Here is a 26,763-nt window from a genome sequence, read left to right on the forward strand (position 1 = left end):
AATGGCCTCAGAATTTCGAACACAAAAAGTTGAAGAAACCCTTATGCATCTTGCTGCAGAATTTTTGCAGCGAGAATCAAATAGAATTTCTCTTATTACAGTTACCGGTATAAAACTTGCTGATAGATACACAAAAGCTGTTATACTGTTGAGTGTACTCCCCGACCATAAGGCTCCAGAGGCGCTTGACTTTGTACGTCGAAAAAGGTCAGAATTCAAGGAGTACATCAAGAAGCATAGTAAATTGCAGCGGCTTCCGTTGGTGGATTTCGAAATCGATTATGGTGAAAAGAATCGACAGCGTATTGAAGAGATAAGTAATCAGTAGTATTGTGGTGTAGTGGCGAAGCTGGTTAACGCGGCAGTCTGCAAAACTGCTATGCGCCGGTTCGATCCCGGCCTACACCTCCGTTAGTAAAATATGCCCGAGTGGTGGAATTGGTATACACGCACGACTTAAAATCGTGTCTCGCAAGGGATGTGGGTTCGACTCCCACCTCGGGCACAGATAAAATCATGACTTCATTAAAGAAGAAGCCAATTATTGCATTTGATGGAACATGTCCAATGTGTACTGTTGTAGTGGACACCATCGATTCTTCTTCTCAAGTTAAAAGTTTCGAAAAGCAAGATACGAATTCTGGTCCAGAAATCTTATATACAGATATATCTGGGAATACATATAGAGGATCACATGCTATTTTAAAAATACTTGCCCACTATCCTCGTTTTAAATGGGTTGCACAGATCGGCTCTCTTCCAATCATTAGAAATATTCTTTCTATTGGATATAAACTCGTTGCTCACAATAGACATTTCATCTTTGGTCCTACGAGCACTTTGTTTTGGGTAAAGAATAGCATTGCAGTTGCGACAATCATTGGCCTTTTAGGATCTATTTACCTCTGGATTGGAGAGCGCACATTCCCCTACTTGCCTGTCGTTAAAAATACGTCATTATCGTACCCATTTGATGTACTCTTATTTATAATAATTTTGATATCACTTTTGGTAAGTCTATTTAGCGCATACCCCAAAAAATATCTACTTATTAGCGGTGCTGGAATTATCATCTTTGCATTATTTGATCAGGCACGATGGCATCCTTGGGTATATCAGTACGTATGGATGATTGGAATTCTTGCACTCTTTTCTTGGAAACATTCAGATACAGAAAATCACAATAGTATTATAAAAATATGCCAACTAATAATTGGTAGTATCTATATATGGAGTGGAATTCAAAAAATAAATCCAAGTTTTATTCTTGAAGTATTCCCGTGGCTAGTACAACCAATTACTCAATTTTTACCAAATAGCATTTATCCAGTTATTTTACTTTCATCGGTATTCACACCATTTATTGAACTTGGAATTGGTCTTGCATTACTTTCAAAGAAGTTTAGAAAAATCGGAATAATTGGAGCTATTAGCATGCATCTATTGATTCTTACAACTCTAGGTCCATTAGGACATGGTGTAAATGCTATTATCTGGCCCTGGAATATTGTAATGATTGTGCTTGTACTCATACTCTTTTCAAAAAGCACATATTCATTTAGAGATATTTTACTTCCAAAAAAAGGTGTAGCTCACAAAGTGTCGCTTGTAACATTCTTAATAATTCCTTTCTTTAGCTTTATTGGTATTTGGGATTCATATCTTTCATTTGCCTTATACTCAGGCAATGCACCTCAGGCACATTTATATGTTTCGGATGCTGTAAAACCATTATTGCCATCGATTATTCAGGCAAATACAGTTGCACTTGAAAAAAATGGAATGAACGAGATAAGCATCTACAAATGGTCTATGCAAGAACTCAATGTTCCTCAGTATCCTGAAGAGCGAATATATAGGAATGTAGCAAAGTATGTATGTTTGTTTGCCACAAAACCTTCAGATGTTCAGCTTTCTCTTGTAAGTAAGCGTAATATTTTTACTGGAGAGCGTACTACTAAAGAAATCGAATGTAGTTCAATGTTTGTTACTCCTCTTTCTTCAAATGAATATATTGATTTTAAAAACAAGCTACTAGGTATTTTAGCTACATCCTCACCTCGTGAAGCTATGTCTACATTGTTACTTGATTCAAAGACAAATCCCGAAATTGCGCGAAGCTGTCATTCATTTGCACATGCTATTGGTCATGGAGCATACCTAAAATATAAAGATTTTTCTGAAGCATTAGTCTATCTCAATGAAGCATGTAATTCTGGCTATATTCATGGAGTTATAGAAGAATATTTTATTCAAACCGAAGATGATGATGCCGGAATAGAAGGGATTAAAAAAGTCTGTGGATCATATCCTCAAGGTACGTTTAAAAGCTGGCAATGCTATCACGGCACAGGTCATGGCTTTATGTTTTATACAGAAAACGATTTACCTAAATCGTTAGAATTTTGTTCTACGTTTAGTTCAAACTTTGCAGAAGAAAACTGTATGAATGGAGTACTTATGGAAAACTTTAATACAACAGATAAAATGCATCCTTCTCTCTTTATTAAACCTGATAGCTATTATCCATGTGATACATCTCTCATAGCTGATGGCATAAAAGATGATTGTTATGCGTATGCACCTTCATGGTTCCTATCTCAACATCCTAATGATTATTCTTTAGCATTACAGTGGTGTCAGACTGTAGATACTAAATATCGCGGCTCTTGTTATTTTGGTGTTGGAAATCAAGCTGCAAAAGATCTCGTTAATAATCCAAAAGAAGTAGAGAATATTTGTAATGGTGCGCCTATTCTCTACAAACAATCATGTATTATAGGAATGTCACAAATGCAGGTGCTTTACCATGCATCTCCCACAACAGCGCGTGAAGTGTGTTCTATACTCGAGATAAAAAACCAAAACTATTGTTATAAAACAGTTGAAAGCACTGAGTACTTATTTAAATAAAATATAGTTATATATATTTTTTATATCTTGCTTGAGCTCATCTGCAATATACAGATAATTATAAGGTTTAATTCTCTCTTCATATCTAAGTAATTTCTGCACAATATAAACTGTCGCAACTCCTAATACGAGCCCAGCAATAATATCGATGCCATAGTGTTGAATCGTAAATAGTGTCCCTAGCATATTTAAGATAAACCAAGGCACTAGAATATATCCTGAAGGCCTCCAAAGGCTCATAGCTGCATATAAAACGAGTATTGCCCATACAATGTGCATGCTTGGATTTGTGCTTACACTTAGCAATTTTCCAGCTGGATCAATCCAAAAACTGTCTATCTTGTCTATTTCTTGTGTGAGGTTCTCTGACAGCTTCATATTTTCTACTGAAGCCTGAATGTCAGAACTTATTGGCGCATTCAAAATATTTAATCTATACATTTCACTTGGAGCGATAGATGGCCATAATGCCCAGCATGCATACCCAAGTACATGTGAAATAAAAATACTTAAGATAAGTATTCTAAATACTTTCTTATTCATGCAGAATGCAAATACAAGAACTCCTAAGAGCAACAAAAATGCAGCATGATATGAATACACTATAAGCATCTCTAAGAATACTGGATATGATATAGAGTGAATAAAAAAAGCTGGGTATACTCCAAATATCTTTTTATCAAGCATCATGTACCAGTTACTTATTTCTGTAACTCTTTCAACAGATTGATGAGCAAATAAATAAAGAGTTGATAGTGCTAAAGTCACTAGTTCTAAAGACACAATACCTACAAGAACGATGCCACTCACAACTAGCTTCACAACAACATTATAAGAATGTTTATGCGCCACAAGCCATAAAGATTTTAAAACTACATAGCAGGCAATACTCGCAATAAATACAGAGAGTAATACAATGAGATCGCCCGACAACGGTACCGTGTTTTTTGATCCATCAAAAAATATAAACAGTAAGAAAAGAACTGCGGGCACAACAATACAGTATAGTTCTAAGGGAAACTTACGTAACCACATATAGAGATTAGTATACCTGAACTTTAGCGAATATGGATTTTTTCACCATAATATGTTATAAATTTTCTACCCGCCCATAGCTCAGTTGGTAGAGCAGTCGCCTCTTAAGCGAATGGTCGTAGGTTCGACTCCTACTGGGCGGACAATACAACAACCGTACACATATGTGTACGGTTGTTTGTTTCTTATTAAATACCCATCATTGTTTTAGTTTGGCTGATAGCCGATGCAGCAGTATACGATGGCATCCAGTTGTCTTTTGACTGTTTTCGAGCTTCTCTAATAAAGGTGTCAAAATTTGGTTTTGTAGTCTGTGTAGCCGATGGACTTGTAGTATTTTGAAGCACTGTAAATACAGAACTCTGCGGTACAAGACCGTCAATTTTATTATTTCTTATGACAATATTACTTGAAGATGTTCGCCACGGGGCGGTGTTACTTGGTCGTACTCTATACAATTCAAATGCAACAGGCCACTTGTAAAATGTATTATTTTCTATGGTTATGTTATGAAATCCCACAGCATCATTTTGATAGGCACCATCTCCTGGCTCGAAACGAATAGCTCCATAAATTGGAGTTGTAGATTCATTGTAGGCAATAATGTTATTTGAAATTTCAACGCTTCTAATATTTGCTAGTTCGATTCCAAAACCTCGAGGACCAGCATTTGGGCCTGAATCTATTGAACGTGTTCCCAACATAACATTATTAATAATTTTTCCTGTAACTCCTTTTGGAAACGTTTGTCCATCTCCACGAACAAGTCCAAATGTCATATTCATTGGATTATTGTAGTAAAAATTCCCCTCAACTATTCCTCCACCTCTCACTTGAGTTCCGTGACTCGATGCATTTGCTACAATATTATTACGTATTACCACTCCCCAGTTCATTGCATGAATGTACATATTGTGATCATAAATGGTACTTCCTGAGCCATCCAATTTTCTTCCGTTATTATCAACAACGTTATCTTCAATGATAAGTCCATTTACACCATATGCATAAATTCCCTGCGGCTTACCTCCCGATTTGTAGTTATCAACTATCACTGAACGGCGAATAGTTATATTAGTCATAACTGGTCTATCGTTGGGTGTGTACACAAGTGGCCCTGATGAAAACACAATGCCTTTATTATGTCTTTCAATGTAACAATCTTCAATGAGAATATTTCCTCCGCCGTTTGATGTACCTTCAAGTCCAATACCATTACCATTATTATTTCCTTTGAAATGAATACCTACAACAGCAAAATTTCTTGTATTAAATTCAAAAAACAATCCAAAATCTGAAGAAGTTATAATTGGACGAGCACCTGAACCATATGAAGTGAGTACAAATTTATCTGAATTTGATCGTCCTGAAACAACTTTGCCGTTTACAGAATTTCTAACCATACCATTCCAAGTATCCCCTTTTTTTAATCTAATCTGATCTGGATATCCTAGTCGAACTTGAGAAAATGCTTTAGCTATTGTCTTAAGTGGACTATCAATAGTTCCACTGTTTGCATCATTTCCTTCTGAACTAGACACATGTATAACCTTTGAATCAAATTTAGGTGAAATATTTGTATACCCGGTTATATTCGGATCAACAGGTAATGATGCGTTGACAATAGTTTGTGCTGTAAGTGATGTTGTACCACCATTACCTACACAATTAATTATAAATATTTTTGTGCCTGTTGTAGTGATATTTGATAAAACCACCTCTCCTGTCGCACTTTGATTTCCACTCCAATCACCTGAAGCAGAACATCCTGTTGCATTAGTTGAACTCCATTGGATTCGAATATTTCCACCACTCGTAATCACTGGTGTAGCGTTCAATGTAACTACAGGCTTCAGACTTACTACAGGTGGAGTTACTGGTGGAGTAGTTGAATCTGTAACTGTAAACGTAATAGTTGTAGGTGTTCCCGCAACAAGTACACCATTAATCTGCTTATATGGAGTTGCAACCACGCTATGTGCACCTACCGTAGGAGTCCAAGCATTTGGTCCTTGCGCACCATCTCCAGCAAAAAAGAATGGCGCTTGAGATTGGGTTTGAAAATTGGCATTGCCATCATATCCAAACTTGACCTGCACAACATCTGCGGCAACATTTGCTTTAATGTTTATATTTTTGGAAGTAAGCGCTCCAAGATTAATGGTATTTCCAGAATTAAGACTCGTAAAACCAGGAACAATAGTTGTTGAATTTGCATAATACAATGACAAGCTATCAATTTTTGCTGAAGCAACTGGTGCAGCAACACTAAATCGAATAACTTTTGGAGTTCCTGAAATAAAAGTACTTCCTGCTTGTTTAAACGGAGTAATAGTCAATGTGTGATTACCCACTGTTGGCGTCCATGCATTCAATTTGCCAACTCCGTAGTCCCCCGCAAATGAATATGGTGCTGTAGCTTGAGAGGAATAATTGTCTTTTGTATCATATCCAAATTGGATTTTTGCAATCATCTCATTAGCATTTGGTTCTGCTAAAATATTTAGATTTTTAGTACCAATCTTATCAAAATCAATCACAGCTCCATCTTGAAATACGAAATTCGCAACTGGCTTTTGGGTATCAGTATTAATTAATACTACTGTAGATATTTGTGTGGGAGGGGCAACATCAATGACGGTAAACTGAACTGACAATGCGCGTCCAATGGTTCCTGTCGCATTTGTTTTTGAATATGGAGTAGCCTTAATAGTATGAGTACCTGTCGTAGGAGTCCATGCCCCATAATCAGTACCTGAATCTCCTGCAAAAGAATATGGTGCTGTTACTTCAGTTGAAAAATTTGTAGTACTATCGTATGCAAAACGAACACTACCCACCGTGGCAGGATTTGTCTTAGCAACTAAATTGAGATTACGAGTGGGTAATGTCGCTAAGTTGAGTGTAGTTCCATTAGTAAAATTTTCATATCCAGGAATCACTTGATTTGAATCTGCATTTATGAGACTAAATCCAGTCACTGATGTAGAAGTGGTAAGCTGGGCAACAATTTGATTTACTGCTGCTGTAAATGACATATTATTTGTCATCAACGCTCTTACAAAGACAAAGCTACCAATAAAAACTGCGAGTAATGCAACCGAAAGTGAGATTTTTTTTATCACTGAATGCCCATTAATAAATTAGTAATCAAAATATACTCATGTATTATACTATATACATATAATATGAAGCTAACCTCAAACATATATAACAAAGTAATAAAATCTATAGTTGGTCTAGTTTTATTCCTAGCCTTTTTTATTGTCTGCGCCTACTCTTATGATCCTGATTTGGGTTGGCACATTAAATCAGGACAGTACATAGTTGAAAATGGAATACCAACATACGATATTTTCTCATATAGCGCATCAAGCTTTGAATGGATTAATCACGAATGGCTGTATAGTGTTTTAATTTCACAACTTCATGCTCTTGGAGGAGAACTTTTACTTTCACTAGTAATAGCCGGATTGTGGACTGCTGGAATACTACTTGCTAGTAGAAAATATGAGCCTTTAATCCTCATAGCAGCTGGTATCTCTATTATTTCATTTGCAGGTATTAGACCTTCAGTATTTGCTCTTTTGTTTTTTGTACTTTTAGAAAGAATCTTAGAAAAGATATCTACCCAAACAAATAAACTACCTTTTTTAATTTCATTAATCCTGCTGTTTTTAGTTTGGGCAAATATTCATGCAAGCTTTCCCTTAGGCTTTGTTGTTCTTATTATTTTTGCTTGTTCTCACAAAAAGACTATTCCTTGGTATATATATGCTACATGTATTCTCGCATCATTTGTAAATCCATATGGGCCTCACATATATGTAGAAATTTTTAGAACTCTTACAAGTAATGATTTGCGTGCCTATGTATCAGAATGGCAAGGGTATATCATCCCCATCACCTATTTCTTTACGATATTGCCGTTACTTTTAATGTATGTTTTTGGGAAAAAGAAAGCGATCTTCGATCGTAAATACCTGTTCTCTTGTATTTTATTCTGCGCAAGTATTGTAAGCACACGTTTTTTCTTATTCTTTACAGCATACAGCCTCAGATACTTGGAAGATTATTTTATAAAATTCCGTTCGTACATTAGATCCAAAGTATCAAATGTAAGTTTTGTATATACTTATGTACTAATAGGATGCAGTATCTTTTTTGTTGGTCTCACAGAACGAGTCTCTCACGGGCAGTATTATCCAGTTCAGGCTGTGGCATATCTTCAACAAAATGCCTGTCCTGGCAATCTTTTTAATTTTTATGATTATGGAGGATATCTTATTTGGAAATTGCCTTCACATAAAGTATTTATCGATGGACGAATGCCCACATGGCGAACAGATACAGAAAATTATATGGCAGATTATGTGCGCGCAATACATGATACCGAATTTAGAAAAACTCTTTTTGATACCCATACTATTAAGTGTGTTTTATTTCCCCACACAGCAACAAATCTAATCAGCGATTTAAAAACACAAGGTTGGAATGTTTTAATTGCTGATTCTACGAGTATTCTCTTGATTCAACAATAAATGTTGAGAAACAAACTTAAGTATAGTAGTATAGACGGACTGGGCGAGTGGCGGAATTGGTATACGCGCTAGTCTTAGGAACTAGTTCCTCACGGATTGGGAGTTCGAGTCTCCCCTCGCCCACAGTCAAGCAAAGAACCTTACAAAGCTTTTATGGCTCTATGTAAGGTTTTTTTGTGTATCTCATCTATTGACAAATAGGCACATATTGTGATATAATACAGTCTGGTCCTTTGACAACCCAATCTACAACACAAACACCACGTAGTACGTGGAGAAAGGCACCCGATGAACCCAGTTACACAACTGATCATTGGTGGAGTGGCGTTCCTCGTGTGCGCCCTCCTCCTCGACATCCTCTGCGAAGAGGTGTGGAGGCCGCTCAAGCCCAAGTTCATGCGTTCGTTGTTTGGCCGTAAAAAGCGGAACGACGACGATGACAACAAGCCTCAGCACGATAGTGAGGTGAAGCGTTGGAGAAAGTTGAGGACTGCGTTTGCACTAACATTCGCAGCGATCTGCTTCTTCCTCCCCTTGTTCCTCATGCGACTTGCTCTACAAGACATCGACCCTCGGCTCAACCAGCTGATGGTGTTTGTGAGCTTGTACATCATGTGGCATTTCGTGTCTGATGTCCTGCCGAAAATTAGCGTGTACGTGCCGGAAGGACAAGGACTCCTTACCCTCAACCAGTTCACGAAGAAGTTCGTCATCTACGGACAGGGATTTAGCTTCCGTTTCCCTTGGGAGACGGTGCACGAGAAGAACCACATCTCGCTCCAGGACCTTACAATCCAGGTGCGCAAGATCAGCATCCCCACCAAGGGTGCGAAAATCTACTTGTCGTTCCAGTTCAGCTGGAAGCCGCGTCTGAGCGACCTCGACGTGTTCTTCCAGATCGGTGGCAACATGGCTGAAGGAGTGTCGGAGAGGTTCCGCGCTATCTTCGAGGAGTTCTTTACCTCGCAGATTCGTCGGATACCTGCCGAAGTCGCTAGCAATGGGCAAATGATCCTGAGCTGGTTGGCCCGGTCGGTGTTTGACATCGATCAAGACGAGATCAACCTTGATGACCCAAAAATCAGGAAGATCTACGAAAGGATGTCGAAGTACGTCACCCTCGACGGCCAGCAAGGTGCGTTGAGGAATACCCGTCGTGCTCGTGAGCGCAAGTTCGGTGTCGACATGAATACCGTTGAGATAACGGACTTCGATTTCGACAGGGATGTCCAAGAGGCACGGAACGCCATCGACATCCTTCGCAAGATGGGCCCGGCTATGCGAAAAAGCATGGGCATCAGTCAGGAGGCTTGGGAGAAGACCTATGTTAACCCTGACGATCCTGGCGCTCATCAGAGATACCTTGAGCTGTTTCAACAGTTTACGGTCATCACGAAGGACGCCAAGTCAACTATCGTCGCAATCCAAGGCGGTAGTAATCAGGGTGATCCGCTGGTGCGAGCTGCTCTTGCAGAGCTTGCGGCCAAATCTCCCGATCCTGTGTTCCAAGCGGCGTTTGCCCAACTCTTGGCTGCAATGAAGTAACCTTTCTACAGGAGAAACATCATGGCCAAGAATAAAGGCCAAGACAACAAGTCCGACGACAAGAAACCGGATGACAAGAAACCGGAACAGAAGAAGTCGCCGGAGCAGATCAACCAAGACGAGATGAAAAATCGCTCGTCAGCGTGGATGAAAGAAGGTCGCGAGAACGGCACTAATGGATACAAAGAGTTCTACCCGCGAAATCGTCGCGGAGGATTCTACATCCTGCATGTCATTTTCGCGCTCTGGATCGTGTACGTGGTGATCCACACCGCGCGCGAAGAGAAGTCCAAACCCAAGCTCAAACCCCAAGAAAGGAGTGTCCCGAAATGGACAGTAAACACAGCTGGATCGCCCTCCCTATCAGCGTGATCGTCCTAGCGTTCATCCTCCGAGACTCAGTCTCTACGTTGGTGAACAAGTGGACGACACCCGTGAGGGAGCCGACGATGCAGGAGGCCGTCGACAAGTTCAATGCCGATAAGGCACGTATCGTGGCTGAGCAGCAAGCTGCCGCGAAAGCAACGGAAGCCATGAAGGCTTCCTTGCTCGGACCGGATTCAACGGCTTCATCGCCCACGAGTTCGACAACACCGAGCGGAACGCGGATCACACCGCCGCCCGTGTTCGTGTACCAGCCGGGCACAACGCCCGACTACCTACCCTGGCCAGATGGCAGGGCAGCGCTCATCGCCCCGAGCAGGTTCGATGGCCCACTTGAAGAAGTGAGCATGCGCGCACAAGACTACTACCCTGGCCTGCCTGCAGGTGTGGTCTACGATTGCGTGATTGTCGTAGAAACCGGAAAGCAAATCTGGATCTACGGCAATGGCTTCCGCGATTCGGCAGCTCATCGACTGCCGGCTCATACCGACCTTAGCGGAAAGCCGCTACCGCGGTACCGGCTCATCGACATGATGTCGGTGAACGAGAGTCCCGTAAAGGTGACCCTCGAGTTCAACCGGAAGAAGTAGCCGTTGTAGATCGGGCGAAGCAGTTCATTGTGACTTCGGTCACACAAGCCAAGCGAGATTTCATTGTACGCAATGAGGTCTCGCTTTTTTATTACTCAAATCTCACTTTTTATACAAAAAAAATAACCGCTTACACATGTAAGCGGTTATTTTTTAAAATGATCCCTTATCTATAGTCGATGGAGTAAGGATTGTATCACCATTTAAATCTTCTGCTGTTCCACCATCTGTGACAGTGCTGAAAATAAACTGTGTGATTCCAAACGCTGAGAGCATGATTGCCATACCGATGACTGCCCAAATCATATGCTTCCGTCCTTTATCTCTCTCCTCACTACTTGCTGCATTCCAGAGATATTTTACTGCCCCATAAAGGAAATATATAAGAGCTACTGCAAACAAAAGCCAAATAAGTGGAGCTACTATTTCACTAAGAATCTTATCAACTACGGGCTGAGCCGCTCCTAATGCAGATGCTCCTAACATAATATCTTTGTAATAATTAGTCGAGAATTTCTGGCTGTGCCTGAACTCCAGGAATTTCACTACTATTTAGCTGAGCTGGATCCAAACCGAATGCACTGATGAGAAGTCGTGAAATACCGAAAATACCGAGGATAACGGTAACACCAACGATTGACCATACGAGGAATTCTCGTGCCTTCTTTGCATCTTCAGGTCCTTTTGCAAGGATAACTCGGATAACTCCGATGATGAACATTACGATCGCAAGCGCAATGAAGAACGGAATAGCGTAGTTTAATACGTTAGTCAAGTTCATAATTGTCGATGTAAGTCCATCGGCATTGAATCCACTTGGATCGATATCCTGTGCAGATGCCATTGATGGTACAAGTACCAATGCAAACATGAGTGCTGCTACTATTTTCTTTTTCATACTACTATTATTTATAACGATGACCTTGCTAATAAAAAACTATATAGTGTAATTATCTCTTATTTCAACTAAAAAGACAACACAACTGTGGATATCTTACTTATGTTGTATCTACTGGAAAACCAGGTGGCGTTGGCCCGGTGCCTGGAGGATAATAATCAACACCATCTGGAACTGATGATTCACAGCCGTTACTATTTATAGTTCCAAAAACCATTCCACTGAGCAATCGTGCAATTCCCCACAAGCTAAGGATAGCGGTCATTCCTATAATACTAAACACAATAAATCTTCTACCATCTTCAATCTTTTTTGGATCTCCACTAAAGATGTATTTTATTACACCTATAATAAATCCAATAAAGGCAACAAGGATAAGAAACGGAACAAGATAATTACCAGCATTAACAATTTGACCTATTACATTTTCCAAAGAACTTGTTGGACCTGATGTTGGTGAAACTACACAAACTAATGGTGATTCTGCGCTTGGAAAAAAAGATCCTTTAACCAAAAGGGCTAATCCCCACACAGAGAGCATGACACTTACGGTGATAATACCGTACACAATATAGCTCCGTGCCTCTGCTATTTTTTTGGGATCAGCACTATATATATACTTAATGATACCTATAATAAATCCAATCAATGCTAATAAGAAAAATAAAGGGACAAGTGCATTTGCAATACCAATAAGCATGCCCACTAAATCTTTTAGATTTTTGGGATCATCGGCAAATACCTGATTCGGTAGGAGAATTAGTGCTAGGGTTATAATTGTTATTAATTTTTTAAACATCAAAATAGTATTTAAACCATGTTAATCTGCCTCGGGTGCTGCACAAATACTTGCTCCTGGATTGAAGCTTGTTGTAATACTTGAAACTGTATTAAATACGACTTTTGCAATAACAGATGCTCCTAAAAGAATTGCCAATCCAATAACCGTTGTATAGAACGTACTCTTTGCTTTCTGAATTTCTTCAGGTTTACCTTGAGCTTTAATGAACAGGAATCCCGCCCAAATGATAAATAACACTCCTACAATTGCTCCAATCTCAGCTACAATATTTAGAATTTGATTAATAAGATCGCATAAGTTCCCTATTCCGCTATCATCATCAAAAGGATTATCTAAAGCAACATCGGGCAAACCACCTGGAACAGTGGGCTCCTCACCTCCAGTGACAACAGGCGGTGCTGGAGGTGTTACTGCATCAACAGCATATACATTTCTCTGACCTACTGACGTAATAGCCAGCAGCATAAATAGCAACCCAGCTAATATTTTACAGAATTTTTTCATAATTATGGTTTTAAGAACATATTAAATTCATCACTCAAGAATGTTGAAGTAATTAAATAGACAATTAACCATGCAGAAAGAATAATAATAAATCCAATCATTACTTTGCCGGCAATTTCTTTTGCCTGCGTAACTTTTGAAGCATTGCCGCCAGCAGTGAGCAACAAAATTCCCACATAGGTAAATGCAATTACGGTGAGTGGAATCGAAATCGTAAACATCACATTGATAAGATTTTGTATTAGAATTACAACATCATTGAAACCACATTCTTTATATTTATCATTAGCAGCAGTAAGTGCATCATCTGCCGCCCCATCAGATGGGTCAACACCTTCAAATCGAGCTTTTATTGTTTGCCCTTTTGTAAGAACTGTACCATTGTAATCATATGTCTCACCTGTATAGGTAACATCATAATCTACTCCATGACTAACATTGTTTCTAAGATCTGGTGGAGTACCTTTATTTATCTTAAATCTATTGGCTGGAATGTATTCTCCTCCCACATTAAATTGAGCATGTTCATCATATACCTTTTGGTATGCTGTTTCTGCTTCACCAGAATATTGAGTTCCATTACAAGGAATTATTGCTGAGAGCTGAGCTTGTGCAATAAGTGGAACTCCAACCAAAAGGAAGACTGCGAAGCAAAAACTTATTACTGATGTGAACGTGATTTTTTTCATATTTATTTTACAGCCGAAATTGAATCCACCATTTCTCCATGGGCTTGTTGAATAGCATTCTCAACTCCCATTCGATTTGAAGTTACTGACTCGATCATATCTTTGAAAATAATCGCAGACTTTTTGTAATCAGGATCTAGCCACCCTCGAGAAATAAGTGCTGATGTAGCAAAAATATTTGATTCAGCTTTACTAGCATCAATTCCTAATGAATCTCTTCGTACTGAAGGTAATGTAGTTTGCTTCACCCAAGTTGGGATTAGTTTAGCTGATGTAAGCAATCGCATAGCTTTCATTGTAGCAGCAGGATTTCGTGTACTTCGTGCGATAGATAATCCCGACATTTTTCCATAGGTCATATTGTTTGCAGCAACTCCTGTCTGAGGTTTACGTTGAGGAATAACTGCAACATCATAATTAAGATTTGGATTTCGAATACTAATTTCCCTAAATTCACTTGCTAAGCCAAAATACACAGCTAATCTATTTGAAGTGAAATATGTTTTTGCATCAGGAAGTGATCGATTCCAGCTATATACCTGCTTTATAGGATTAGCAAATTGCGTGTAAAACGATAATGCCGAGTTTGCAGGTGATAATGCATTTGAAGAAGCTGCTGTTGTAAGTGTAGCTCGAAGATTACCATTATTTTTAACAGTAATCGGATTACCTGCTTGCATCATAAGAAGACTCAATGTCTCTTTTGCATGAGTAATATTAGTATATTCCCCTAGTCCCACAGCACTCTGGATAATGTTTGTGGCTGCATCTTTTTTAGTAAGTTCCAATGGCAATGCTAGAAAATCTTCCCAATACTTTGGAGGAGTAGAAATAAGCGCATTAGTAAATATGTCTCTATTCCAATACATAACCATTGGATCTACAGCAAATGGTAATGCCAAAACTCCTGTTGAATCTAAGTATAGTTCACCTTCTTGAATAAATGTTGTTTTAAACTCTTTTTCCGGATAACTATCGTATGGAATCTGAGTGATTTTACTCTTGAATAGCCAAACCATGTCGTGTGGAAGTAACAAAATATCTGGACCTGTCCCACTTACAAGGGACTCAACATAATTTTGATACATTGTTTCAGGACGAAGCTGACGGTAAGTAAATGTAAATTCTTCATTTGATGAAGCTTGCGCAATTTTAAGATAGTCACTTACCATTCCTCCATCAAGAGTTCCCCAGATTTTTACATTGTAGGTAGTGTCCTTTGTCCCTCCTTTATAAAGGGCAAACAACGTAAGACCACCTGCCACTGCTGCTATAAATATTCCAAATACTACAATCTGAAATTTAGACATTGTTAATTTTTTCTTACGACAAACCCATAATGATGATCCCCTGCATCCATGGTGTTCACAGATACAAATCCATGTTTCTTAAAAAGCTCCGTAGCCACATCTTCAGTAACCACATGATCTGGATGTGGTCCAAGGCCTCCAAATGACTCTGCCCAATCGACAACAAGAACTCTTCCTCCTGATTTCAAGATTCGCTTTACTTCAATAATAAAATCATCCTTCTTTTCAACTTGAAATAGTATGTTGCATACAAATGCAACATCTATAGATTGATCTTTAAGTCGAGTTCCGCCGAGCCGTTCTATATCACCGTGAATTATTTCAACGTTTGTGTAGTGAGCTGCATGAGCAGAGCTTTTAATGCGAGTAAGTAATTCTTGCTGCACATCGATTGCATATACTCTTCCGCCAGCACCCACGGTATGAGCAGCAGCTAGTGTATAGAATCCCGAACCAGCTCCAAGATCTGCAACATACGATCCTTCAGCCAAACCTAAACTATCAATATTTTTTTGCGGATCTGAAAATGCCATAATATTTCTATTATAGCAGCCTCAGCATAAATATATAAGGAATAGTTATCAACACTAGAGAACCACCGCACTTGCGATACCATCACCTTCTCGCATTTTCATAATTCGAACGCCCTGAGTCTGTCGTCCTAATGATGGAATTTCTTTAATATCCACACGAATTACCTGACTCTTCTTAGACATTGCTACAAGTTCTGATTCTTCTTCGCCTGGAGCTACAACCTTTGAGGCAATAACATCACCAGTTTTTGTGGTAACTTGAGCAGTTTTAATACCAGATCCACCTCGTTTCTGAACTTTGTATTCCTTGAGATCTGTTTTCTTTCCGTATCCATTTGCCATAACCACGAGAAGTTCTGGGTTTTTGAAATCTTTCTTCACAACATCAGCACCAATAACAGCATCACCCTTATCGAGTCGCATACCAGTTACTCCAGCTGCACCACGGCCCATTTCTCGCACATCAGACTCCTTAAATCGAATAGATTGGCCCTTAGAAGTAATAACAACCATGTCATCACCCTTATCTACATATGATACTGAAATAAGCTGATCTTGAGGAGCAAGTTTGATAGCAATAATTCCAGATCGTCGCACGTCATGGAAGCTTTCTCCAGCAACTTTCTTTGCAATACCATCACGAGTTACCATAAGAAGTGAAACAGAACTATTCTTAATTTCCTTTGGCATAGGCAAAATAGATGTAACACGCTCGCCTTGCTCGATTGCTAAGAAGTTCATAATAGACTTACCCTTTGTAGCTCGTCGGCCTTCAGGAATTTCATACATTTTCATCTGGTATGCCTTACCTTTATCAGTGAAGAACAAAAGATCGCTGTGAGTATTTGTTGTAATAAGCTGAGTTACAAAATCCTCTTCCTTTGTATCAAGGTCAACTACACCCACACCACCTCGCTTTTGCTTGCGGTATTCTTCTGGATCTGTGCGCTTGATATAACCTCCAGATGTAAGCACAAGTACGGCTTCTTCATCTGATACAAGATCAATTTCTGAGAATGACTTCGCAGCACTCTTTACAACACGAGTTCGTCGATCATCACCATACTTTTCTTTAATTTCAGAAAGTTCTGTCTTAATAATAGTAAGAATTCGCTTCTGATTTCCAAGAATATCTCGAAGGTCTTTGATAAGTGCCTGAATAGCTTTAAGTTCATCTTCGAGTTTCTGACGTTCAAGACCTGCAAGTTTTTGCAATCGCATTTCCAAAATAGCAGTTGCCTGTCGTTCTGAAAACTTGAACTCTTTCATCAAGTTGGCATGAGCTGTGGGAGTATCTTTTGATTTCTTGATGAGTTTGATAATTTCATCAATATGATCAAGAGCTTTCTTGAGACCAATTAAGATGTGCTCTCGTTCTTCGGCTTTTCGTAAATCATATTCTGTTCGTCGTCGAATAACACTAATTCGGTGTTTAACGAATTCTTGGAGAATAGATTTAAGAGAAAGTGTTTGTGGCACTCCATCAATAAGGCCCACGGCATTCAAGTGGAATGTTTCTTCAAGCTGAGTGTGTTTGTATAAAAAGTTTAAAACACTCTGTGGATTTGCTCCAGATTTTAGATCAATAGCAATTCGGATGTCTTTTGTTGATTCATCTCGAAGACCTTTAATGCCTTCAAGCTTTTTGTCGCGTACTAAATCCGCAATCGACATAATAAGGTTTGCCTTATTAACTCGATATGGAATTGAGGTAATAATAATTTGAAAGTTGTCTGATTTGTTTTCAATAATTTCAGCTTCTCCTCGAGTTACGATTCCCCCCTTACCAGTTGCATATGCATGATGAATTTCTTTTTCACCATAAATAGTTCCTCCTGTTGGAAAATCGGGACCCTTAATAAACTGTACAAGATCTTCTGTTGTAGCATCTTTGTTATCTACAAGGTGCATAGTTGCATCCACAACTTCTCGAAGATTGTGTGGAGGCATGTTTGTTGCCATACCCACGGCAATTCCAAGCGTTCCGTTTAATAGAAGATTGGGCACAGCAGTTGGAAGCACCATAGGTTCTTTCAAGGTGTTGTCATAGTTTGGACGCCAATCAACAGTCTCTTTTGTGATATCACGTAGAAGTTCAGCAGTAATTCGTGACATCTTTGCTTCGGTATATCGCATAGCAGCTGGTGAATCTCCGTCGATAGATCCGAAGTTTCCTTGGCCCCAAATAAGTGGATAGCGCATACCGAAATCTTGAGCAAGGTTTACGAGCGCTCCGTATACGTTTGTTTCTCCGTGAGGGTGGTAGTTACCTGAAGTATCTCCGGCAATCTTTGCACACTTTCGAAACTTTGCTCCGGCTGTAAGGCCTAGTTCATGCATTACAAACAAAATACGTCGTTGTACAGGCTTTAATCCGTCTCGAATATCAGGAAGGGCTCGATCAGTAATAACTGACATAGCGTAATCGATATACGAATCACGCATTTCACTAATAATACTTCTATCAACTACATTAATTCGAGTTTCAGGTACAGACGGTTCCCCTTCAGTTTTTTTGTTCGGTTTTTCTGCCATAAAATATTGTTAGTAGGTATATGAGTAATCGGATAAGTCGGTGTCTACCTGACCTGGATCAGTAATAATAACATCGTTTGAAATAAATGAATCTTGCTGTTGAGGGATATTATTTGTTGAGGATTCAACTTGAACTCCTGCTTCGTTTGATTTCATAAGATCCTCAAAACCCACATCTAAGTTATTTTGTAGAGATTCAAATGGTGATGCGGCCTGACTTCGTTGAGCTTCTTGAACAAACTCTTCTTGAGAAGCTTCAATCTCATCTACACGAGTCAAAATATAGAGTGGAGAAAATCGTACTGAAAACGTCATGAGCCAAATTCCAGCAATAACAACCATACATCCCGATGAAACAGCAAATGCTATTTGCTTTTTCTTGTGGTCTGGCTTTTCACTTAACGAATCAATATATTTTCGCATACGTAGTTAACTAATAGATAGTACTACAATTTCGGCTTCTTTGCCTTCTAAATCTTTTTTCTTAATCGTAAGTTTATCTATCGGTTTTACCGCATCACCACCTCCTTCCTTTAAGAATACCTTGAGTGAGTCCTTATCGCCAGTGTCAGCGCCCATTGGAATTATCACCTTTGGAGAAAACTGTAATGCTAATTTATAAGAATCCGCAGGAGACAACACCCCATTACCTCCCATAGGGACAAATAAGATATCTACTTCATTCATTGCTTCTTTTGCTTCTGTAGTGAGTGCCACACTATCAAGTGCTCCTAAAATACAAATATTTATACTATCTAAATTCAGGGTATATACAGTGTTAATCTTCTTTTCACCTCCATAATTTGATTCTGAAGGAAAGCCTTTTATAAACACTCCTTTAATTTCATACTCACCAGGACCGGTAACAACAAAAGGTTGTTTATCACCAAAACCAAGCTGATCAGCACCATTAAAATCTTCGTGATTAATAGAAATAAGGGCAATATCCGCACCAAAACGAGCTGTTTTTAGCTTTGAATCTTTTGAGATAGGATTTACCGCCACCACCATGTCGCCAAACTGTAACTTAAAAAATTGATTTCCGTGATATGTAACGATCATATGCATATAGTATAGCAAATTACATAGAAACTTCACATCCCCTTAATACCTTTACTTTTCCTTATTTTCCTGTATAGTAGCTGAGTCATTTTATTAGCACTGGCAAAGCGTAATCCTAGGCTCGATAGTCACGAAAGTAAGCCTAGACCGTGAACCACATTTAACTATGGCAACAAAAACCACTGAGGTTACAGAGGAACCTGTAATCGCACAAGAAGAGAAGGAAGTAAAACCAAAGAAGGAGACACAGATGTCTAAAATCTTGTCTGAGTCTATGACTCCCCCTTCAGTTGGAGATATCGTTGAAGGACCAGTTATTGGTATTGAAAAGAGCTCAATCTTTATTGACCTCCATCCATACTCAACTGGTATTATCTATGGCCGTGAATTTATCGCAGCTCGAGATATTATCAAGAAAATTGGCCTAGGAGACCGCGTAAGTGCAAAAGTTGTTGATACCAACAATGCCGAAGGATATATTGAGCTTTCTTTGAAAGAAGCAAAGCAAGCAATGATCTGGGGCGAAGCAAACGATGCTATCCGAGATCGACGAATCTTCGAACTTCCAGTTACTGAAGCAAACAAAGGAGGTCTTATCATCAACTGGCAAGGTATTCAGGGCTTTCTCCCTGCCTCACAGCTTAAGGCTGAACACTACCCACGTGTTGCTGATGGTGACAAAGACAGAATTCTAGAAGAACTTAAGAAACTTGTTGGAACACGCATTGAAGTATCTATTATTTCAGCGCTTCCAAAAGAAGGAAAACTTATCTTCTCAGAAAAGAATCTCCAGGAAAAAGATAAAGAAAAGATCATTGGTAAGTACAAGATTGGCGACGATGTAGAAGGTGAAGTAACAGGAATCGTAGACTTCGGAGTATTCGTGAAAATCGAAGACGGACTTGAAGGACTTGTTCACATCTCAGAAATCGATTGGTCACTTGTTGAAGATCCAAAGCAGCTCTTCAAGGTAGGTCAGAAAGTGAAAGTAAAAGTTATTGAAATCAAAGATAACAAAGTATCACTTTCTATCAAAGCTCTTAAAGAGAATCCTTGGAAAGAGGCTACAGCTAAGTATAAAAAAGATGATACTGTGCAGGGCGTTATTATTAAATACAATAAGCACGGCGCATTAGCATCTATTGAAGAAGGAATCGCAGGACTTGTTCATATCTCAGAATTTGGTAGTGAAGAAAAGCTCCGACAAGCATTAGAGCTTGGAAAGAGTTATGACTTCAAGATCACGCTCTTTGATCCAAAGGAACAAAAGATGGCGCTCTCATATTCAACAAAAGAAGCTAAGAAATAATTTCTTTACTTCGAAAACAAAAACCTCTCATAATTATGAGAGGTTTTTGTTTTATTGACTTAGATATCTATTTGAGTAATCTTCTGGTTAGAAGGAGAATTCCATGCGATTCATGTTTTCTGCCAATGACTGCTTCGAGATGCTGATTGTCGTACTAAAAGGCACTGCTCTACTCTGCGGTTTTATGGTGATGATGGCTATACTTGCGATCTTGGTTAAGATTTGCGAACGCAAAGAACCGAAGTCATATGGATTCCCTGTCATCATGCCGGCACAGCCGCCGAGCAATCACGTCCCACCAACGTGATTTTTTATATAAAATTTAATTAAACTTCTCCATTGCTCGCTCTTTGGTCTCAAACATAATTAGTTCAAGAGCTTCAGCAACATCTTTGGCTATTTTATTGAGTTCTTCGAGTTCGTTTTTCTTAAAGGGCCCAATGATAAACTTCTCAACATCCGTTTCACCTTGAGGCTTTTTGGGCTTGCCAGCAGGTGTTAGAGGGCATATTCCCACTCGCACACGAATGAATTCCTGCGTCTTCACTGATTTGATAATTGATTCAACTCCCCTATGTCCTCCAGAACTTCTATTAAATGAAATCTTAATGCTGCCTAATGGCAAATCTAAATCATCATAAATCACAATAATGTTGTGCGCTTTCTTAGTTGCACTTGCTTTTGACGTGAGCATTCCGATTCCTGCAAGTGTTGCAACACTCGAACCTGAACGATTCATAAAATTATTTGGCTCAACTAACTCAACATTCTCTGTAGTATTCCCAACAGTAATCTCTCCCTTAGATACAAGAGCTTTGCTTTTTATATGCTGTTTAAATTCTGGTAGAGCATGCTTTTGTGCAAAATATTCTAAAACAATTCGGCCAGCATTGTGACGAGTATCTTTATATTCTTCACCAGGATTTCCGAGTCCAACAATAATATATGACATAATAATATTGTGTCACTGATTCGTCTCTTGTGTCAAATAGATCCATGTATTAAAATTATGCTCAATAAATAAACAAATGAATCCTGAAAATAATAATGAAGTTAAAAAAGAAAGTTTCTGGGGTGAAATAATAAAATTTACACTGTTTGCTCTTTTAATCGTACTGCCTATCCGACTTTTCATAGCACAACCTTTCATTGTAAGTGGAGCATCTATGGATCCTGCTTACGAAACTGGTGAATATCTTATTGTTGATCAATTGAGCTATCACCTCAATGATCCTGCTCGCGGTGATGTAGTTATCTTTAAGTATCCTAAGGATGAAACAAAATACTTTATCAAGCGAGTAATTGGTCTTCCTGGTGACACAGTTCAGATTGATGGAACTCAAGTAATAATATTTAATGATGCAAATCCTGATGGATTAAAACTTCGTGAACCATACATTTCATTTGCGAATGAAAAAGAAGATTCACTACGCGTGACTCTTAAAGATGATCAATATTTCGTTATGGGCGATAACAGACGGCAAAGCTCAGATTCACGATCATGGGGAACGCTTCCTCGTGAACTTATTGTAGGAACTCCTTTTATCCGTCTCTTCCCATTGAATAAAATAAGTGTTTTCCCAGGGGAATTTAACCTTTAATCTTTAATGGCACAACGATCAATAGATAAAGTGAAACCAAGTGTGGAATATTGGGTCTCTCATAATATAACTAAAGCATTTGAAATTGCTCTCTATTATGGTTTTAATTACATTAGTCCTATTGTTGTAGAAAAAAGTGATATTGACGCGCTGAAAAATCTTGATGTTGATGATCTCATAGCTATCACTCCGCATGTTAAACCAGATGAAGAGTTGGCAGTTCTTCGACAGCACGTAGTAAAAAATCTTGGTCATCTGCCTTTTACACTATTCCGAGATCGAATTGTTACTGATAAAAAAAGCACTCGACATGAATGCTGTCTCGATATCATAGGAACCACTCGTCCTATTTCTGATGCTACTGTTATTAAAACAGCATATGAAATTGCACGAAAAGAAGGATTTGAAAATTTAGAATTAGAAATAAATAGTATTGGAGATAAAGATTCTCTTGCTCGTTTTAATCGTGAATTAACAAACTATTTTAAAAAACATCTCAACGAACTTGATCCAGAATGTAAGCAAGTTTTGAAAAAAGATGTGTTTGCAGCTATTACATGTACACATGAAAAATGTCAGACGATTAAAAATAATGCTCCAAAGGCAATAAATTATCTCTCTGAACCTTCACGAACTCATCTAAAAGAAATTTTAGAACAACTCGAAATGTCGAATATTCTCTATTCGATTAATAGTTGTTTGATCGATGGTCATAACTTTGCGTCGCATACTATCTTCAGAATATATGCTACAGAAAACGAAAAGCGTATTGTGGTTGCAAGTGGCTGTCGCTGGGGAGGATTGGCAAAACGCTTGGGACTTAAAAAAGATATTCAAGGCATTAGTGCTGTTGTATCAATTAATAAACAAGAACCAAAAGCTGCAAAGAAATTACCTAAGCCAAAATTCTTCTTTATTCAAATGGGTCAAGAAGCAAAAATGCGTAGTTTGATGCTCATAGAAATTTTGCGTGAAGCGAATATTCCAATCTACCATGCGCTTACCAAAGACAAGCTTACAGCCCAGCTTTCTAGCGCTGAAAACCTCAATGTTCCCTATATTCTTATTATGGGTCAAAAAGAGAGTATGGAGCGTACAGTCCTTGTGCGTGAAATGTACAATAGATCTCAGGAAACTGTTAAAATTGATGCTATTGCAGACTATTTGCGTAAACTTATTTGATGTGCTAATCTACATTCCTATATGATAAACGTTGAAGTACAGAAAAATAACAACGAAAACGCAACCAACCTTTTAAAGCGCTTTACAAAGCGGGTACAAGGATCTGGAGTTCTTATGCGAGTTCGAGGCCTTCGTTATGCAGAGCGGTCAGAATCTCGCTATGTTAAGAAGAAGAGAACCTTAAAATCAATCCGTCGCCGAACAGCTCATGAAATTCAAGTGAAATTGGGCAAAGTGACCGATCAGTCTCGATAATACTAACGTAATGGATAGCGCGTTTACGCTTCTCAATAAAACAAAAGGCAAGCTTCCAAGCTTGCCTTTTGCCGACATGAAAACAGCAATACTCGGAAATGGGTATGAGCTTTCTCTTGTATTTGTTTCAGAAAAAGAAATGCATGAAATAAATATGAAGAGTCGCGGCAAAGATAAGCCAACAAATATTTTAAGTTTCCCGCTTGATGCACACACAGGTGAAATTTTTATTTGTCCTACATATTCAAAAAAAGAAGCACCTGATTTTGATCGAACATACGAAAATTATCTCGCATTTTTATTTATCCACGGTTTGGTGCATTTGAAAGGATTCGATCATGGTAGTAGAATGGAAGCTGAGGAGGAAAAATTCCGCACACTTTTTGGAATTTAACTAAACCCAATCTCATTCTAATTATCACGTGGCTCGCAATATTACAGTAGGCATAGACGTAGGCACACATCATGTAAAAGTGGTGGTTGCGGAGCTTGTTCGTGGAAAAGAAAAACCATTTCCTAAAATTATTGGTACAGGTATTTCTGAAACAAAAGGATTACGTCACGGCTACGTGATGAGTGCAGCTGATGCAGCAAAAAGTATTCGACAAGCTGTGCGACAAGCAGAAAAAGCATCTGGAATAGAAATCAAACGAGCGTTTGTATCTATTGGTGGACTTGGAGTAAATGGCACTATCGCACAAAGCTCTGTAATAGTTTCTCGAGGTGACTCAGAGATTACTGACCTTGATGTAAAGAAGGCTTTAGAAGCGTGTGAAAATGAACTTCCCAATTCCCTTTCAATGAATAGAAAGATTATTCATTCTATTCCTGTTTCATACAAAATAGATGGACGAGTTGTATTGGGCCGACCTCAAGGAATGCGTGGTATGAAGCTTGAGTCGCGAACGCTTTTTATTACTTGTCTTGAGCAACATCTAAATGATCTTATTCAAGTTCTTGGAGATATTGGAATCGAAGTTGATGATGTTATGGCGAGTCCACTTGCATCAAGTCTTGTTGCCCTTTCAAAAACTCAAAAAATAGCTGGATGTATCTTAGCAAACATTGGATCAGAAACAGTATCACTTGTCGTCTTTGAAAATAACATTCCAATATCTCTTGAAGTATTTCCTCTCGGTTCTGTAGATATTACTCATGACATTGCACTTGGTCTTAAAGTTTCATTAGAAGAAGCAGAGGCATTAAAAACCGGAGTTGCTACAAATGTAAATTATTCTAAAAAGAAACTAGAAGAAATTATTGATGCACGACTCAGTGATATTTTTGAACTTATTGAAACACATTTAAAAAAGATTGGTCGCAATGGATTATTGCCAGCAGGAATTATTATGACGGGTGGTGGCTCAGGTGTAGAAAGCATCGAAGAACTCGCACGACTTTCACTTAAGCTTCCAGCAAAGATTGGCCAAGTGTCTTTCGATGGAGATACTCGTGGACTCAAAAATAATACCTGGTCTGTTGCTTATGGATTGTGCATCCTTGGATTTACTCAAGGAGATGAGCCTTCTCTTGGAATTAAGATTGCCGTAAATACAAAAAATAGTTTTCTCGCGTGGATTAAGCAGTTTTTACCATAATACAATTAAATTACAGCACGAAAAGAAATAACTTCAAGTGTTTTTCTTTTATGACTCCGTATAGTATGATGTATGAACAAAAAGCAGACTAACCAGTCAAGAAATCATGCCACAAGTAAAACCCGAAGTTGAATCATTTGCACGTATAAAGGTAGTAGGTATTGGAGGTTCCGGAAAAAATGCTGTTAACCATATGATTAACTCTAAGGTTAAGGGTGTAGAATTCGTTGCTATCAACACCGATGCTCAAGACCTCCACAACTCTCTCGCAAAACGAAAGATCCACATTGGAAAAAATGTAACTCGAGGACTTGGTGCCGGTATGAACCCTGAGCTTGGAAAACGAGCTGCAGAAGAAACTAAAGAAGAGATCCAAGAAGCACTTAAGGGTGCTGATATGATCTTCCTTGCTGGAGGAAAAGGAGGAGGTACTGGAACAGGTGCTATGCCAGTGGTAGCAAAGGTAGCAAAAGAAATGGGAGCACTTACTGTTGCAGTGGTTACAAAGCCTTTCTTCTTTGAAGGACAGCAGCGAATGCGATTTGCAGAACAAGGTATTGAAGAACTCAAGAAATCAGTGGATGCTATTATCATCATCCCTAACGACAGAATTCTAAATACCATTGCGAAAGACACTACAGCAAAGCAAGCATTCATGCTCTGTGATGAAATCCTAAAGCAAGCGGTAGAAGGTATTTCTGATCTTATTACAACTCCTGGAGTTATCAACGTAGACTTCGCCGACATCCGAGCAATTCTCGACAATGCAGGTTCTGCTCTTATGGGTATCGGAATGGCTAGTGGTGAAAAGCGCGCAGAAGAAGCAGCAAAGGGAGCAATCAATTCTCCACTTCTCGATCTTTCAATCCACGGTGCGAAAGGAGTTCTCTTCTCAATTGCAGGTGGTGACGATCTAACAATGTTTGAAATTCAGGATGCAGCTAAGATCATTACAGAATCTGTTGATCCAAATGCAAAGATTATTTTCGGTACAGTTCGAGATGAAAAGCTCAAGAAAAATGAACTTAAAGTAACTGTTATTGCTTCAGGTTTCCCAGAAGCAGGACGACGAGGAGTATTTCAAGAAACTGTAATACCTGCTCAGCGTGAAGTTCCTGTTTCAGAACCTGTAGTAGAACGAGTTCCTGAACGACAAGTTATTCCTCCAGCTCAAGAGCGAGGACGAATCTACAACAGTGTAACTCCAAATCCAATTAACCCAGTTAATAAGGATATGCGAGAAGCTCCAAAACCTGTTGATGAAAAGAAAAATAACGACGATGATGACTGGGGTGCAATTCCCGCTTTCCTCCGAAGATCAAAGATTAAATAAAACAAAAAGCTCTGACTAAACTTCAGGGCTTTTTTGTTACTTGATTTTATGAATATTTATGATATAATAAATATGTACTTAGGTCTTTCCATACACTCACCCACGAGGTTGCCATGATGATTCCCCAGTCGATCACGGTGCGAA

General features: G+C 38.9%; 26 protein-coding genes and 4 tRNA genes. 17 read left to right on the forward strand and 13 right to left on the reverse strand.

Annotated features, from left to right (window positions below):
* Position 1: 1 nt before the first annotated feature.
* The 4 genes from V4519_04070 (at position 2) to V4519_04085 (ending at position 2,913) form a co-directional block, all read left to right on the forward strand.
* Complete coding sequence (locus tag V4519_04070; GenBank protein MES2437164.1) at positions 2-328, forward strand: ribosome-binding factor A; 327 nt, start codon at positions 2-4, stop codon at positions 326-328.
* Between the two features lie 6 nt (positions 329-334).
* Positions 335-408 (forward strand) — tRNA-Cys (locus V4519_04075).
* 15 nt (positions 409-423) lie between these two features.
* Positions 424-505: transfer RNA gene (locus V4519_04080), tRNA-Leu, on the forward strand.
* An 11-nt stretch (positions 506-516) separates the two neighbouring features.
* Positions 517-2,913, forward strand: a complete 2,397-nt coding sequence (locus V4519_04085) for a DCC1-like thiol-disulfide oxidoreductase family protein (GenBank protein MES2437165.1) — start codon at positions 517-519, stop codon at positions 2,911-2,913.
* Here V4519_04085 and V4519_04090 read toward each other — a convergent pair.
* Entirely contained in the window at positions 2,902-3,948 is a 1,047-nt protein-coding gene (locus V4519_04090) for a phosphatase PAP2 family protein (GenBank protein ID MES2437166.1), read from the reverse strand. The two genes, V4519_04085 and V4519_04090, sit on opposite strands and share 12 nt — an antisense overlap.
* 70 nt (positions 3,949-4,018) lie before the next feature.
* Between V4519_04090 and V4519_04095 the strand changes: the two genes are divergently transcribed.
* Positions 4,019-4,091, forward strand: a tRNA-Lys gene (locus V4519_04095).
* Positions 4,092-4,136: 45 nt separating this feature from the next.
* Here the strand turns inward: V4519_04095 and V4519_04100 are convergent.
* Positions 4,137-6,986, reverse strand: a complete 2,850-nt coding sequence (locus V4519_04100; GenBank protein ID MES2437167.1) for a hypothetical protein — start codon at positions 6,984-6,986, stop codon at positions 4,137-4,139.
* 150 nt (positions 6,987-7,136) lie between these two features.
* On the opposite strand from V4519_04100, the gene V4519_04105 reads away from it, so the two are divergent.
* The 5 genes from V4519_04105 (at position 7,137) to V4519_04125 (ending at position 11,008) form a co-directional block, all read left to right on the forward strand.
* Positions 7,137-8,489, forward strand: coding sequence for a hypothetical protein (locus tag V4519_04105; protein MES2437168.1), 1,353 nt, complete (start codon positions 7,137-7,139; stop codon positions 8,487-8,489).
* A gap of 41 nt (positions 8,490-8,530) precedes the next feature.
* A tRNA-Leu gene (locus tag V4519_04110) sits at positions 8,531-8,612 on the forward strand.
* Between the two features lie 165 nt (positions 8,613-8,777).
* On the forward strand, positions 8,778-10,034 hold the full coding sequence (locus V4519_04115; protein MES2437169.1) for an SPFH domain-containing protein: 1,257 nt from the start codon (positions 8,778-8,780) through the stop codon (positions 10,032-10,034).
* Positions 10,035-10,055: 21 nt separating this feature from the next.
* Entirely contained in the window at positions 10,056-10,406 is a 351-nt protein-coding gene (locus tag V4519_04120; protein ID MES2437170.1) for a hypothetical protein, read from the forward strand.
* Positions 10,364-11,008, forward strand: coding sequence for a hypothetical protein (locus V4519_04125; protein ID MES2437171.1), 645 nt, complete (start codon positions 10,364-10,366; stop codon positions 11,006-11,008). The genes V4519_04120 and V4519_04125 overlap by 43 nt, the downstream gene beginning before the upstream one ends.
* A 153-nt stretch (positions 11,009-11,161) precedes the next feature.
* Here V4519_04125 and V4519_04130 read toward each other — a convergent pair whose 3' ends face one another.
* The 10 genes from V4519_04130 to V4519_04175 form a co-directional block, all read right to left on the reverse strand.
* Positions 11,162-11,494, reverse strand: coding sequence for a pilin (locus V4519_04130; protein MES2437172.1), 333 nt, complete (start codon positions 11,492-11,494; stop codon positions 11,162-11,164).
* A 16-nt stretch (positions 11,495-11,510) separates the two neighbouring features.
* Complete coding sequence (locus V4519_04135) at positions 11,511-11,906, reverse strand: hypothetical protein (GenBank protein ID MES2437173.1); 396 nt, start codon at positions 11,904-11,906, stop codon at positions 11,511-11,513.
* Positions 11,907-12,006: 100 nt separating this feature from the next.
* Positions 12,007-12,705, reverse strand: coding sequence for a hypothetical protein (locus V4519_04140; protein ID MES2437174.1), 699 nt, complete (start codon positions 12,703-12,705; stop codon positions 12,007-12,009).
* 21 nt (positions 12,706-12,726) lie between these two features.
* A complete protein-coding gene (locus tag V4519_04145) occupies positions 12,727-13,212 on the reverse strand; it encodes a pilin (protein ID MES2437175.1) in 486 nt (161 codons plus the stop codon).
* A gap of 2 nt (positions 13,213-13,214) precedes the next feature.
* Positions 13,215-13,901, reverse strand: a complete 687-nt coding sequence (locus V4519_04150; protein ID MES2437176.1) for a pilin — start codon at positions 13,899-13,901, stop codon at positions 13,215-13,217.
* A 2-nt stretch (positions 13,902-13,903) separates the two neighbouring features.
* Complete coding sequence (locus tag V4519_04155) at positions 13,904-15,211, reverse strand: extracellular solute-binding protein (GenBank protein ID MES2437177.1); 1,308 nt, start codon at positions 15,209-15,211, stop codon at positions 13,904-13,906.
* Between the two features lie 2 nt (positions 15,212-15,213).
* Positions 15,214-15,744: a methyltransferase domain-containing protein gene (locus V4519_04160; GenBank protein ID MES2437178.1), complete on the reverse strand. Its 531-nt coding sequence runs from the start codon at positions 15,742-15,744 to the stop codon at positions 15,214-15,216.
* 54 nt (positions 15,745-15,798) lie between these two features.
* Positions 15,799-18,279 carry a DNA gyrase subunit A gene (gene gyrA, locus V4519_04165; protein MES2437179.1) on the reverse strand — a complete coding sequence of 827 codons (2,481 nt, stop codon included), beginning with the start codon at positions 18,277-18,279 and terminating at the stop codon, positions 15,799-15,801.
* Between the two features lie 9 nt (positions 18,280-18,288).
* Entirely contained in the window at positions 18,289-18,702 is a 414-nt protein-coding gene (locus V4519_04170; protein ID MES2437180.1) for a hypothetical protein, read from the reverse strand.
* 6 nt (positions 18,703-18,708) lie between these two features.
* Positions 18,709-19,347 carry an MBL fold metallo-hydrolase gene (locus V4519_04175; GenBank protein ID MES2437181.1) on the reverse strand — a complete coding sequence of 213 codons (639 nt, stop codon included), beginning with the start codon at positions 19,345-19,347 and terminating at the stop codon, positions 18,709-18,711.
* 160 nt (positions 19,348-19,507) lie between these two features.
* On the opposite strand from V4519_04175, the gene V4519_04180 reads away from it, so the two are divergent.
* Entirely contained in the window at positions 19,508-20,650 is a 1,143-nt protein-coding gene (locus V4519_04180) for a S1 RNA-binding domain-containing protein (protein ID MES2437182.1), read from the forward strand.
* A gap of 322 nt (positions 20,651-20,972) precedes the next feature.
* Here V4519_04180 and pth read toward each other — a convergent pair whose 3' ends face one another.
* Positions 20,973-21,602 (reverse strand): aminoacyl-tRNA hydrolase, encoded by a 630-nt coding sequence (pth, locus tag V4519_04185; GenBank protein ID MES2437183.1) that lies wholly within the window; start codon positions 21,600-21,602, stop codon positions 20,973-20,975.
* 76 nt (positions 21,603-21,678) lie between these two features.
* Here pth and lepB point away from each other — a divergent pair, with 76 nt between their 5' ends.
* The 6 genes from lepB to ftsZ all read left to right on the forward strand — a co-directional run bounded on the left by lepB (position 21,679) and on the right by ftsZ (position 26,619).
* The gene (lepB, locus tag V4519_04190) at positions 21,679-22,251 is read left to right on the forward strand and encodes a signal peptidase I (GenBank protein ID MES2437184.1); all 573 of its coding nucleotides are present in this window, start codon (positions 21,679-21,681) and stop codon (positions 22,249-22,251) included.
* Positions 22,252-22,257: 6 nt separating this feature from the next.
* Positions 22,258-23,433, forward strand: a complete 1,176-nt coding sequence (locus V4519_04195) for a His/Gly/Thr/Pro-type tRNA ligase C-terminal domain-containing protein (GenBank protein MES2437185.1) — start codon at positions 22,258-22,260, stop codon at positions 23,431-23,433.
* A 21-nt stretch (positions 23,434-23,454) separates the two neighbouring features.
* The gene (locus tag V4519_04200; protein ID MES2437186.1) at positions 23,455-23,688 is read left to right on the forward strand and encodes a hypothetical protein; all 234 of its coding nucleotides are present in this window, start codon (positions 23,455-23,457) and stop codon (positions 23,686-23,688) included.
* A 10-nt stretch (positions 23,689-23,698) separates the two neighbouring features.
* Complete coding sequence (ybeY, locus tag V4519_04205; protein MES2437187.1) at positions 23,699-24,082, forward strand: rRNA maturation RNase YbeY; 384 nt, start codon at positions 23,699-23,701, stop codon at positions 24,080-24,082.
* 28 nt (positions 24,083-24,110) lie between these two features.
* The gene (gene ftsA, locus V4519_04210; protein MES2437188.1) at positions 24,111-25,286 is read left to right on the forward strand and encodes a cell division protein FtsA; all 1,176 of its coding nucleotides are present in this window, start codon (positions 24,111-24,113) and stop codon (positions 25,284-25,286) included.
* Between the two features lie 106 nt (positions 25,287-25,392).
* Positions 25,393-26,619, forward strand: a complete 1,227-nt coding sequence (gene ftsZ / locus V4519_04215) for a cell division protein FtsZ (protein ID MES2437189.1) — start codon at positions 25,393-25,395, stop codon at positions 26,617-26,619.
* Positions 26,620-26,763 lie beyond the last annotated feature (144 nt).

Source organism: Patescibacteria group bacterium (assembly GCA_040387855.1).
In the GTDB taxonomy this organism is placed as follows: domain Bacteria; phylum Patescibacteriota; class Minisyncoccia; order Phycocordibacterales; family JAKAEA01; genus JAZKCY01.